The organism is Streptomyces sp. NPDC026394 (genome assembly GCF_055567735.1).
This window is the reverse complement of the sequence record NZ_JBVHPX010000001.1, coordinates 879,469-891,598: the sequence shown is the minus strand read 5'-3', so window position 1 is coordinate 891,598 and position 12,130 is coordinate 879,469. Positions and strand designations below refer to the sequence as shown.

Below are 12,130 nucleotides of genomic sequence, written 5' to 3'. Positions count from 1 at the left end.
CCCCCTGAGATGCACCTGACCACGGCGGCGGGCGCCCCACACGCCCGGCCGGCCGGGGAGCCCTGTCGGGCGTCCCACCCGGGACCACGGATGCGGGGGCCGAAACACTCAACGCCGCGCCGGGGGGAAGCGCGACTGTGTCCTGTTTCACGGTGCTGTCGCGCCGGTTTCCTCACCGGTCCCCGGCGAGCCGGGCGGCGGCCTCGTGCATCGCCAGTTCGAGCACGGCCGGTTCGGTGAGCCGGCCGGTGCCGTCCGGGACGACCAGCCAGCGCACCCCGCCGGTCGCCCGCCCCGGGTACGGCACCACGATCCAGCTACCGTCGCCCGCGCCGCGCACGCCCGTGCCGAGCCAGCGTGCCGCGGTGCCCGGCGGCACGAAGAACCCCGTACGGGTGTCCCCGAAGTCGGCGAGGACCGGGCCCGGCAGGTCCAGTACGCGGGTCAGTACGTCCAGGGTCGGGCGTCCCAGGGCGCCGGGCACGATCAGCACGTCCCAGAGCCGGCCGGCCGGGAGCAGGGCGACCCCGAGGGGGTTGCGCTCCCATTCCCACCGGCAGGTGTCCGGGTCCGCTGCCGCCGTCACCAGCCACTCCACTGCGTTCTTCGCCCCCGCGGCGTCCATGTCTCCTCGCTTCCGCGGCCCCCTCGGACCGCTGTCCGTCCGGTGAGAGGCGACGGAGGCGGCATCCTTACACGGGTTTGCCGGGGTTTTTCGCGGAAGACAGGAGCAGGCGGGGGCGCGGAGTGGTGTACCGGCGCGCACGAGGGGCGGGCGGCGGGTCCCGGACACCGACCGGGTACGGAACGCGCCCACCGGGGGCCCGTCAGCGCCTCAGCTGTCGAAGCCGAGCCCCGCCTTGTCCATCGCGCGCAGCCACAGGTTGCGTCGCCCACCGTGGGTGTCGGCCCGCGTCATCGACCACTGCGTCAGCCCGATCCCGGCCCAGCGCAGCGGCTCCGGCGGGAACGGCAGCGGCTTCCTGCGGACCATCTCCAGCTCGGTGCGCTCGGTCCGCTCCCCCGCCAGGAGGTCGAGCATCACCTCGGCCCCGAAGCGGGTGGCGCCCACGCCCAGGCCCGTGTAGCCGGCCGCGTAGGCGACCCGCCCGGCGTGCGCGGTGCCGAAGAAGGCGGAGAAGCGCGAGCAGGTGTCGATGGCGCCGCCCCAGGCATGGGTGAAGCGCAGCCCCTCCAGTTGGGGGAAGCACTGGAAGAAGTGCCGGGCCAGCTTCTCGTACGTGGCGGGCCGGTGGTCGTACTCCGCCCGGACCGACGCGTTGAAGCGGTAGACGGCGTCGTAGCCGCCCCACAGGATGCGGTGGTCGGCGGTGCGGCGGAAATAGTGGAAGTGGTGGTTGCTGTCGGACAGGCCCTGGCGGCCCTGCCAGCCGATCGCCGCCTGCTGCTCGGCGGACAGCGGCTCGGTCATCAGCGCGTGGTCGTAGACGGGGACGACGTACGGGCGGACGCGGCGCACCAGGGACGGGAAGACGTTGGTGCCGAGGGCGATCCGGCGGGCGAAGACCCGGCCGTACGGAGTGCGGGCGGCCATGCCCACGCCGTCGGCGGCGAGCGCGGTGGCGGGCGTGTGCTCGTAGATCCGTACACCGAGGTCCAGGCAGGCCCGCTTCAGGCCCCAGGCGAGGCGGGCGGGGTTGAGCATGGCGACGCCCGTACGGTTCCAGAGCCCGGCCAGGAAGGTCGGGGAGTCGACCTGGGCGCGCACCGCGTCGCGGTCCAGGAACTCCACGCCGGGCAGGCCCAGCCGCGCGGCCAGCTCGGCGCCCTCCTTCAGCTCGGCGACCTGGTGCGGTTCGGTGGCGACGTCGATCTCGCCGGTGCGCTCGAAGGCGCAGTCGATGCCGTGCCGGGCGACGGTGTCCTCGATGGCGTCGAGGTTGCGGGCGCCGAGTTCTTCGAGTTTCGCCAGCTCGTCCGGCCAGCGGTCCAGGCCGTTGCCGAGGCCGTGGGTCAGAGAGGCCGCGCAGAAGCCGCCGTTGCGGCCGGACGCGGCCCAGCCGACCTCCTGGCCCTCCACGAGGACGACGTCGCGTCCGGGGTCGCGTTCCTTGGCGAGCAGCGCGGTCCACAGTCCGGAGTAGCCGCCGCCGACGACGAGCAGGTCGGTGCGTTCGTCGCCGACGAGGGCGGGCAGGGCGGCGGGACGGTCCTCGTCGTCCAGCCAGAAGGAGACCGGTGCGGCGTCCGCGAGGGCGTGGGCGGGGGTGGTCATGGCAGCTCGTGCCATGGTTCTCAGCTCCTCTTCCGGCGTCCGGAGAGCAGTTGCCCTCCCAGGACGCAGAGCACGGCGATGAGGAACATCGCCGTTCCGATGACATTGATCTGCACGGGTGTGCCACGCTGCGCCGATCCCCAGACGAACATGGGGAACGTCACGGTGGAGCCGGCGTTGAAGTTGGTGATGATGAAGTCGTCGAAGGACAGCGCGAAGGAGAGCAGCGCGCCCGCCGCGATGCCGGGCGCGGCGATCGGCAACGTCACCCGCAGGAACGTTTGCGTGGGGGACGCGTAGAGGTCCTGGGCCGCCTGTTCAAGGCGCGGGTCCATGCTCATCACGCGGGCCTTGACCGCCGTGACGACGAAGCTCAGGCAGAACATGATGTGCGCGATCAGGATCGTCCAGAACCCGAACCGGATGCCCATGTTGAGGAAGAGGGTGGCCAGTGAGGCGGCCATCACCACCTCGGGCATCGCCATCGGCAGGAAGATCAGGGTGTTGACGGCGGGCCGGGCCCGGAAGCGGTAGCGGGCCAGCGCGAAGGCGATCATGGTGCCCAGTACGGTCGCGCCGACCGTCGCCCAGAGCGCGATCCGCAGGCTCAGGCCCAGCGACCCGCACAGGTCGGCGACGCCGCACGGGTCGGTCCAGGCGTCCGCGGAGAAGCGCTGCCACTCGTAGTTGAAGCGGCCGTTGGGCTTGTTGAACGAGAAGACCAGGACGACCAGGTTGGGCAGGATCAGGTACCCGAGCGTGCCGAGGCCCGCGAGTACGACGAGGTGGCGGCGCAGCCACCGGAGCACGGCCATCAGACCAGGTCCTCCGTCCCGGACTTGCGGATGTAGAACGTGACCATGGCGAGGATGGCCGCCATGAGGATGAAGGAGAGCGCGGCGGCGGTCGGGTAGTCCAGGACGCGCAGGAACTGCGACTGGATGACGTTGCCGATCATCTTCTGGTCGGTGGAGCCGAGCAGTTCGGCGTTGATGTAGTCGCCCGCCGCGGGGATGAAGGTCAGCAGGGTGCCGGCCACCACGCCCGGCATGGACAGCGGGAACGTCACCCGGCGGAAGGTGGTGACCGGGCGGGCGTACAGGTCGCCGGCGGCCTCGTGCAGCCGCGGGTCGATGCGCTCCAGCGAGGTGTACAGCGGCAGCACCATGAACGGCAGGAAGTTGTACGTCAGACCGCAGACCACCGCCAGCGGCGTCGCCAGCACCCGCTGCCCCTCGGTCAGCCCGAGCCAGCCGGTCACGTCCAGGACGTGCAGCGAGTTCAGTACGCCGACCACCGGGCCACCGTCCGCCAGGATCGTCTTCCAGGCCAGCGTGCGGATCAGGAAGCTGGTGAAGAACGGGGCGATGACCAGGATCATCACGACGTTGCGCCAGCGGCCCGCCTTGAAGGCGATGAGGTACGCGAGCGGATAGCCCAGGACCAGGCAGAGCACGGTCGCGGTGGCCGCGTAGCCGACGGACCGCAGGAACTGCGGCCAGTACGCGCCGAGGGCGTCCCAGTAGGCGGCGAAGTGCCAGGTGACCTTGAAGCCCTCTTCGAGGGAGCCGGTCTGCACCGACGTGGACGCCTGGTAGACGAGGGGCGCGGCGAAGAAGACGACCAGCCACAGGATGCCGGGGAGCAGCAGCCAGTACGGGACGAGGCGCTTGCGGGTGGCGCGCGCCCGGACCTCCGGCACGCCTTCGGAGGCGGGCGGCGGCGCCTCGGTGGTCGTCGTCATGCCGTCTCCTCGCCGGTGTCCGCGCCGGCCCCGATGTCCTGGGAGGCGTCCAGGCCGAAGGTGTGCGCGGGATTCCAGTGCAGGACGACCTCGGCGCCGGGCGCCAGGCGCGCGTCGCGCTCGACGTTCTGCTCGTAGACGGCGAGGCGTCCGGCGCCCGGGGTCTCGACGACGTACTGCGTGCTGACGCCGAGGAACCCGGCGTGGGCGATGCGGCCGGTCAGCCGGTTGCGGCCGTCGGCGATCGTGCCGGCGTCGCCGGCGTGCGCGAGGCTGATCTTCTCCGGCCGTACACCCGCCAGGACCGTGCCGCCGGTACGGGCCGCGGTGCGGCATCGCCCGGCGGGCAGCCGCAGCTTGCTGCCGCCCGCGGTGAGCAGCAGGTCGTCGCCGCCGACCGTCACCACCTCGGCCTCGATGAGGTTGGAGGTGCCCAGGAAGTTGGCGACGAAGGTGGTGCCGGGGTTCTCGTACAGGTCGGCGGGGGCACCGAGCTGCTCGACCCGGCCGCCGTTCATCACCGCGACCGTGTCGGCCATGGTCATGGCCTCCTCCTGGTCGTGGGTGACGTGCACGAAGGTGATGCCGACCTCGGTCTGGATGCGCTTGAGTTCGAGCTGCATCTGGCGGCGCAGCTTGAGGTCGAGGGCGCCGAGCGGCTCGTCCAGGAGGAGCACCTGCGGATGGTTGATCAGGGCGCGGGCCACCGCGACGCGCTGCTGCTGGCCGCCGGAGAGCTGCTGGGGTTTACGGCGCGCCATCGGACCGAGTTCGACCAGGTCGAGCATCTCTTCGACCTGTTTCTTCACGGATTTGATGCCACGGCGACGCAGACCGAACGCGATGTTCTCGAAGATGTCCAGGTGCGGGAAGAGCGCATAGTTCTGGAAGACCGTGTTGACCGGGCGCTTGTACGGGGGCAGCGTGGTGACGTCCCTGCCGTCCAGCGCGACGGTGCCGGTGGACGGGTCCTCCAGGCCCGCGATCATGCGCAGGGTGGTGGTCTTGCCGCAGCCGGAGGCGCCCAGCAGCGCGAAGAAGGAGCCCGCCGGGACCGTCAGGTCGAGCGGGTGGACGGCGGTGAAGGAGCCGAAGGACTTGCTGATCCCGGAGAGGCGGACATCGCCGCCGGAGGTCTGTGTCATGGGTGGTCCCGTGGGTCGGAGGGCGGGGCGGGGGCGATCCCGAGAGGGTGGCCCCGGACGGGCCGGTCCGGGGCCTGCTCAGGCGCCGGACCGGCCCGGGGCCTGCTCGGGAACCGGGAAGGCCCCGGGGCCTTTTCAGGCTCCCGTCAGATCGGCGAATTTCTGGGCGAATTCCTTGCTCTCCCCGGCGCTGAGGGCCCGGAAGGAATGCGACCTGGCGGCCGTCTCCGGGTCCGGGAGGATCAGCGGATTGTCCGCCAGGTCACGGTCGATCTTCGCCAGTTCCTCGCGTACACCGTCGACCGGACTCACGTAATTGATGTACGCCGCGATCCGCGCCGCCACCTTCGGTTCGTAGCAGTAGTCGATGAGGCGCTCGGCGTTCTTCTTGTGCCGGGCCCGGTTCGGCACCATCAGGTTGTCCGTCGACGTCATGTACCCGGCCTTCGGCACGGCGTACTTGATGTCCGGGTTGTCCTGCTGCAACTGGACGACGTCCCCGGCCCAGGCCACGCACGCGGCGAGATCGCCCTTGCTGAGGTCGTTGATGTAGTCGTTGCCGGTGAACCGGCGGATCTGCCGGCCGTCCACGCCTTTCTGCAACCGGGCGACGGCCGCGTCGAAATCGTCGCCCGTACAGTCCTCGGGGCGCTTTCCCATGTCCAGGAGCGTCAGCCCGACGCTGTCCCGCATCTCCGACAGGAATCCGACCCGCCCCTTCAGCCGCGGATCGTCGAGCAATTGGCTGACGGAATCGACCGTGCGTCCCTCGGTGGCCTTCGCGTTGTACGCGATGACCGCCGGAATGCCGGTCCAGGGATAGGAATGGACACGCCCGGGGTCCCAGTCCGGGGCGCGGAACTGCGGCGCGAGACGCTCGGACGCGTGCGGAAGGTTCCCCGTGTCCAGCCGCTGGATCCAGCCCAGCGAAATCATCCGCGCACACATCCAGTCCGTCAGCACGATCAGGTCCCGGCCGGTCTCCTGGCCGACCGCGAGCTGCGCCTGGATCTTGCCGAAGAACTCGTCGTTGTCGTTGATGTCCTCGGTGTACTTGACCGTGATCCCGGTACGGCGGGTGAAGGCGTCCAGGGTCGGCCGGCGTTTGCCGTCGTCGCCGACGTCCAGGTACTCCGTCCAGTTGGAGAAGACGACACGTTTCTCCTGCGCCGAGTGGTCCACGGACCGTCCGGCGTCCGTACGGCCCGCGGGCGGGATGCCGCAGGCCGCCAGTGCGCCGGGACCGCCGAGCGCCAGCGCCCCCGCCCCGGCCGCGCGCAGCAGCGACCGCCGGGTCATGGCCATCCGGCCGTCGGTGAGGCTGCGCCGTACGGCGGCGCGTTCGGGCGGCGACAGGCTCCCGGGCTGCTGACTGTCCTCCATGCGCGGTGCCCTTCCTGATGAGCCCGGTGGTCAGCGGGCGACGACGGCCGTTCCGGGTCAGGCGCGGTCCCCGAAGACGGTCCGGTGCCAGTCCTTCCTGACGACCCCGGTGTTGTCGTACATGACGTGCTTGACCTGCGTGTACTCCTCGAAGGAGTACGACGACATGTCCTTGCCGAAGCCGCTGGCCCGGTAGCCGCCGTGCGGCATCTCGCTCAGGATCGGGATGTGGTCGTTGACCCAGACGCAGCCCGCCTTGATCTCGCGGGTGGCGCGGCCGGTGCGGTACACGTCCCGGCTCCAGGCGGAGGCCGCCAGGCCGTACGGGGTGTCGTTGGCGAGCGCGATGCCCTCGTCGTCGCTGTCGAAGGGCAGCACGACCAGCACCGGGCCGAAGATCTCGTGCTGTACGGCCTCGCTGTCCTGCGGGGCGCCCGTGATGAGCGTGGGCCGGTAGTACGCGCCCTTCGCCAGGTCGCCCTGGGGCGCCTCGCCGCCGGTGACGACGGTGGCGTACGACCGGGCGCGCTCGACGAAACCGGCGACCCGGTCGCGCTGGGCGTGCGAGACGAGCGGCCCGAGATCGGTGGCGGGGTCGAACGGGTCGCCGAGCCGTACGGTCGCCATCAGGTCGGCGACGCCGCCGACGAACGCGTCGTAGAGCGGGCGCTGCACGTAGGCGCGGGTGGCGGCGGTGCAGTCCTGCCCGGAGTTGATCAGGGCACCGGCCACCGCGCCGTGCACCGCCGCCTCCAGGTCGGCGTCGTCGAAGACCACGAAGGGTGCCTTGCCGCCGAGTTCGAGGTGCAGCCGTTTGACGGTGCTCGTGGCGATCTCGGCGACCCGCTTGCCGACGGCCGTGGAACCGGTGAAGGAGGTCATGGCGACGTCGGGGTGGGCGACCAGGTGCTCGCCGGCCTCCCGGCCCGCGCCGGAGACGATGTTCAGCACACCGTCCGGGATGCCCGCCTCGGTGGCCGCCTGCGCGAACATCACCGAGGTCAGCGGCGTGATCTCGGCGGGCTTCAGGACGACCGTGTTGCCCGCGGCGATGGCCGGCAGCACCTTCCAGGCCGCCATCTGCAACGGGTAGTTCCACGGCGCGATCGAGCCGACGACGCCGATGGGCTCGCGGCGGATCACGGAAGTGTGGTCGGGGCTGTACTCCCCCGCCGACCTGCCCTCCAGGTGCCGCGCGGCGCCCGCGAAGAAGGACGCGTTGTCGACCGACCCCGGTACGTCGAACCCCTCGCTGAGCTTGACCGGCTTGCCGCACTGCGCCGACTCGGCGTACGCCAGCTCACCGGCCCGCTCGCCGAGGACGGCGGCGAAGCGGTGCAGGGCGTCCGAGCGCTCGCCCGGGGTCGCGCCCGCCCACCCGGGGAAGGCGTCAGCGGCGGCCCGTACGGCCGTGTCCACGTCCGCCGTCGAGGCCAGCCGGTAGCTGTACACCTGCTCGCCGGTGGCCGGATCGACCACCTGCTGGGTGTGGCCGGAACTGCCGTCCCGCAGCTCGCCGGCGAGGAACTGCGCGCCCTCGGCGAAACGTTCGTGCACGTCGAATCGCTGAACCATGGTGCTCTCCTCCGCCGGGCGCCGGGGCCGCTCGGCGGCACACCCAGGCGTAGCTCTTTCCGGAATCGATGGCTGATCTTGACAGAGGTGCAGGGTCTCAACAAGTGATTCCGTTGTTGCCTTTTGGTTACGCGACGGATTCTGCGATTTCCGTCGGGGGGCACCCCGACACGTTGTCAGTGCCCGCTGACAGAATCCCGGCATGATGCACAACAGCACGGGGGGTACGGGGATGAACGAGCAACGGAGCGAGCCGCGGTCGGTGGCGGAACTGATCGCCGCGGCGGCCGGTGAGCGGTTCGAGTACATCTTTTTCTGGGGCCATGCGCCGCGGCGCGACGGACAGCTCGGCGCGAGCTGCTTCAGCCAGTGGTGGCCCGCTCCGTTCACGGTCGACGGCGTGCGGTACGCCACCGCGGAGCACTGGATGATGGCCTGCAAGGCGCGGCTGTTCGGCGACGCGGAGGCCGAGCGGCGGGCCGTCTCCGCCACCCACCCGAAGCAGGCGAAGGATGCCGGCCGCTCGGTGCGCGGCTTCGACGGCGCCGAGTGGGAGCGGCACCGCTTCGAGTACGTCGTCGAGGGCAACGTCCACAAATTCGGCCAGGACCCGGCCCTGCGCGACTACCTGCTCGGCACCGGCTCCCACGTACTCGTCGAGGCCAGCCCGATGGACCGGATATGGGGCATCGGACTGACCGCCGACGACGAGCGCGCCCAGGACCCGGCCCGCTGGCGCGGCCTCAACCTGCTCGGCTTCGCCTTGATGGAGGCGCGGCAGCGGCTGGCCACGGGAGCGGAGCGGGAACCGGGGACGGGAACAGGGACGGAGACGGGGGTGGGTTCCGCGGAGGACTAGCCGGAGAGGGCTAGGCCGAGACGACGAGCCGGCCGCGGGAGGGCGCCGACAGGACGGGGACCGCGGCCGGGTCGGCGGACACGGCCTCGTACGGGCGCGGGCCAGGGGCAGGCGCGGCCTGGTACGTGTCCGGACCGTCGTCGTCGGAACCGGAGCCGCCGGAGGAGGAGCCGCCGGACGACGAGCCGCCGGAGTCTCCGCCGTCGTAGTAGCCGGGGTACCACGGGTCGTCGCCGCCCTCGTCGGTGGCGGACGCCATCACGACCCAGCAGAGCATGAACGCGCTCAGCAGCAGGGCCACACCGCCCAGCACCACCCCGGCCAGCGCGCTCCCGCCGTTGTCCGCCTCGCCCCTGGCCGCCTTCGCGCGCCCGAGAATGCCGAAAACGATCGCGAGCACGCCGAGGAGGAAGCCGATCACCATCGTGAAGCAGAGGGTGGCGCCGACGATCCCGAGGACGAGCGCGGCCGTGCCGTAGCCGTTGTTCGGCCCGGCAGGCGCCCAGTAGGGCTGATAGCCCGGCGGCAGCTCCTGCCCCGGGCCGCCGCCCGGGCCGGCGGGGCCGTACGGGGGCTGCGGGGAGCCGTAGGGAGGCCGGGGCGCGCCGTACGGGGCTTCGGGATGCTGCCCGTCCGCCCCGGCGCCGGGTATGGGCGGCACTCCGGAACCGGGGGCACCAGGAGGTGCGTACGTCTCCGCCGTACCCGGCGCGGGTGGCGGCGGCGGAACGTCGTACCGTCCGCCCGGAGTCACCGGCTTGCTCAGCAGGTCGGAACCGTTCGTCCCGCCGGGGACAGCGGGCCCGCCCACGGTGTCCGAACCGCTCGCGCGACCGGCCCCGCCTGCGGTGTCCGAACCGCTCGCGCGACCGGCCCCGTCCGGGGCACCCGAGGCACTCGCACCACCAGCCCTGCCCGTAGTGCTCTGAGCACTCGCCCCGTCCGAACCCTCCGAAGCGCTCCCCCCGTCCGTCACGGGCGCAGCCACCGCAACACTGCCCTCCGCAACCCCGCCTTCCGCAAGCTCGTTCCCCGCGGACGCAGCCTTCACCGGGCCAGTCGACCGCGGCCCGGACGTCACCGTCGCACCCCCGGCCGTCGCACCGGCCGCCTCGCCCGCAGCCGCACCGGCCGTCGGCGCGCTCGCCGGCGGCGCGGGCCGCCGGCTCCGGTCCTCCGGCGGCGCCCACGGGTCGCGCGGCTCGGGCTGCTGACTGTCGGACATCGACATCCCCACATTCCCCCCACGTTCACGGTCCGCCTCATGCTAAGACCTGCACCGTTTCGCCAAGACCTGCACCGTTCGGGCCGCCGGGGGCCCGCATACGATGGCCACCGTCCACCGCACGCCCAGCTCGCCCCTCGACCAGGAGGAACCGTTGTCCGATCTCGACGCCTTCATCGCCGGACTGCCCAAGGCGGAGCTGCACGTCCACCACGTCGGATCGGCCTCCCCCCGCATCGTCGCCGAGCTGGCCGCCCGCCACCCGGACTCCGCGGTCCCCACCGACCCCGAGGCGCTCACCGACTACTTCACCTTCCGCGACTTCGCCCACTTCATCCAGGTCTATCTCTCCGTCGTGGACCTCATCCGCGACGCCACCGACGTCCGGCTGCTGACGTACGAGGTCGCCCGCGACATGGCGCGGCAGAACATCCGCTACGCCGAGCTGACCGTCACCCCGTACAGCTCCACCCGCCGCGGTATCCCCGACGAGGCGTTCGTCGAGGCCATCGAGGACGCGCGCCGGGCGGCGGAGACCGAGCTGGGCGTGGTGCTGCGCTGGTGCTTCGACATTCCCGGCGAGGCCGGGCTGGACGCGGCCGAGGAGACCACGCGGATCGCCTGTGACCTGCGGCCGGAGGGCCTGGTCTCGTTCGGGCTCGGCGGCCCGGAGATCGGTGTGCCGCGCCCGCAGTTCAAGCCGTACTTCGACCGCGCCATCGCCGCGGGCCTGCACTCGGTCCCGCACGCCGGCGAGACCACCGGCCCGCAGACCGTCTGGGACGCGCTCACCGACCTGCGGGCCGAGCGGATCGGTCACGGCACCAGTTCCGTCCAGGACCCGAAGCTGCTGGCCCACCTCGCCGAGCACCGCATCCCGCTGGAGGTCTGCCCGACCTCGAACATCGCCACCCGCGCCGTGCGCACCCTCGACGAGCACCCGCTGAAGGAGATGGTGGACGCGGGGGTGCTGGTGACGATCAACAGTGACGACCCGCCGATGTTCGGCACGGACCTGTGCCTGGAGTACGGCGTCGCCGCGCGCCTGCTGGACCTCGATGCCGCCGGGGTCGCCGCCCTGGCCAAGAACGCCGTCGAGGCGTCGTTCATGGACGTCTCCGCCAAGGCGGCGCTGGCCGCGGAGATCGACGACTACACCGCGACGTGGCCGCGGTGAGGGCCGCGCGCCACGCCCCGGCCCCGGCGCCGCCGCGGGAGCCGTCGGCCCGCCCGGCCGCACCGGCACCCGCCACCGGCCGCATCGCGGTCATCGGTCACCGCGGCGCTCCGTACGACCACCGCGAGAACACCCTCGCCTCGCTCCGCGCCGCGCTCGAAGCGGGCGCCGACGCGGTCGAGATCGACGTACGGCTGACCGCCGACCGGATACCGGTCCTGCTGCACGACCCGACGCTGGAACGCCTGTGGGACCACGACCGCCTGCTCTCCTCGCTGACGTACGCCCAGGTGGACGAGGTCACGGCGGGCGGTGTGCCCACGCTGCGCGACGCCCTCGCCCTCACGGCCGAGTACCCGTCCGCCCGTGCCCTGATCGACCTCCCGGACCCGGCGGCCGCGAAGTCCGCCGTCGGCGAGGTCCACGAGTCCGGTGCCGCCGACCGCGCGTACTACTGCGGCGGCGGGCTGTCCATGCTGGCCGTCCGCGCTGCCGACCCGGCCGCCGAACTGGCCCTGTCCTGGTGCCGCACGGCCCCGCCCCGCCCCGAGCTGCTGGCCCGCGTCCGACCCCGCTGGCTGAACTACCACTTCGGCCTGGTCACCGAGGACCTGGTCGAACGGGCGCACGGCGACGGCTACCTGTTCGCCGCCTGGACCACCGACACGCCCCGCGCCGCGCGCCGCCTCAAGCGCGCGGGCGTGGACGCCGTCACGACCAACCGGGTGGCCGCCGTACGCGCCGCGCTCTGACGCGCGTACCCGGCCCCCGGCCAGGCCACGGCCC

General features: G+C 72.1%; 11 protein-coding genes. 3 read left to right on the top strand and 8 right to left on the bottom strand.

Features of this window, described 5'->3' with window-relative positions; all coding sequences use genetic code 11:
• Nucleotides 1–172 precede the first annotated feature (172 nt).
• From ACZ4QV_RS03825 to ACZ4QV_RS03795, 7 genes are all read right to left on the bottom strand, one after another.
• Nucleotides 173–625: a bifunctional DNA primase/polymerase gene (locus ACZ4QV_RS03825; protein WP_361145525.1), complete on the bottom strand. Its 453-nt coding sequence runs from the start codon at nt 623–625 to the stop codon at nt 173–175.
• 210 nt (nt 626–835) lie between these two features.
• Nucleotides 836–2,251, bottom strand: a complete 1,416-nt coding sequence (locus tag ACZ4QV_RS03820; protein WP_361583785.1) for an NAD(P)/FAD-dependent oxidoreductase — start codon at nt 2,249–2,251, stop codon at nt 836–838.
• A 5-nt stretch (nt 2,252–2,256) separates the two neighbouring features.
• Nucleotides 2,257–3,051 (bottom strand): ABC transporter permease, encoded by a 795-nt coding sequence (locus tag ACZ4QV_RS03815; RefSeq protein ID WP_361145531.1) that lies wholly within the window; start codon nt 3,049–3,051, stop codon nt 2,257–2,259.
• The gene (locus tag ACZ4QV_RS03810; protein WP_361145534.1) at nt 3,051–3,980 is read right to left on the bottom strand and encodes an ABC transporter permease; all 930 of its coding nucleotides are present in this window, start codon (nt 3,978–3,980) and stop codon (nt 3,051–3,053) included. Before ACZ4QV_RS03810 ends, ACZ4QV_RS03815 begins: the two co-directional genes overlap by 1 nt.
• Complete coding sequence (locus tag ACZ4QV_RS03805) at nt 3,977–5,125, bottom strand: ABC transporter ATP-binding protein (protein ID WP_361583790.1); 1,149 nt, start codon at nt 5,123–5,125, stop codon at nt 3,977–3,979. The genes ACZ4QV_RS03810 and ACZ4QV_RS03805 overlap by 4 nt, the downstream gene beginning before the upstream one ends.
• Before the next feature lie 135 nt (nt 5,126–5,260).
• Nucleotides 5,261–6,508 (bottom strand): polyamine ABC transporter substrate-binding protein, encoded by a 1,248-nt coding sequence (locus ACZ4QV_RS03800; RefSeq protein WP_361583793.1) that lies wholly within the window; start codon nt 6,506–6,508, stop codon nt 5,261–5,263.
• 57 nt (nt 6,509–6,565) lie between these two features.
• Entirely contained in the window at nt 6,566–8,083 is a 1,518-nt protein-coding gene (locus tag ACZ4QV_RS03795; protein WP_361583796.1) for a gamma-aminobutyraldehyde dehydrogenase, read from the bottom strand.
• A gap of 202 nt (nt 8,084–8,285) precedes the next feature.
• Between ACZ4QV_RS03795 and ACZ4QV_RS03790 the strand changes: the two genes are divergently transcribed.
• Nucleotides 8,286–8,942, top strand: a complete 657-nt coding sequence (locus ACZ4QV_RS03790; protein WP_361615795.1) for an NADAR family protein — start codon at nt 8,286–8,288, stop codon at nt 8,940–8,942.
• A gap of 10 nt (nt 8,943–8,952) precedes the next feature.
• On the opposite strand, the gene ACZ4QV_RS03785 is transcribed toward ACZ4QV_RS03790, so the two are convergent.
• Nucleotides 8,953–9,603 (bottom strand): DUF4190 domain-containing protein, encoded by a 651-nt coding sequence (locus tag ACZ4QV_RS03785; protein ID WP_361583801.1) that lies wholly within the window; start codon nt 9,601–9,603, stop codon nt 8,953–8,955.
• A gap of 718 nt (nt 9,604–10,321) precedes the next feature.
• Between ACZ4QV_RS03785 and ACZ4QV_RS03780 the strand changes: the two genes are divergently transcribed.
• Together ACZ4QV_RS03780 and ACZ4QV_RS03775 are read left to right on the top strand one after the other, a co-directional pair.
• The gene (locus tag ACZ4QV_RS03780) at nt 10,322–11,344 is read left to right on the top strand and encodes an adenosine deaminase (protein WP_361145552.1); all 1,023 of its coding nucleotides are present in this window, start codon (nt 10,322–10,324) and stop codon (nt 11,342–11,344) included.
• The gene (locus tag ACZ4QV_RS03775) at nt 11,332–12,096 is read left to right on the top strand and encodes a glycerophosphodiester phosphodiesterase (RefSeq protein ID WP_467762530.1); all 765 of its coding nucleotides are present in this window, start codon (nt 11,332–11,334) and stop codon (nt 12,094–12,096) included. Before ACZ4QV_RS03780 ends, ACZ4QV_RS03775 begins: the two co-directional genes overlap by 13 nt.
• Nucleotides 12,097–12,130 lie beyond the last annotated feature (34 nt).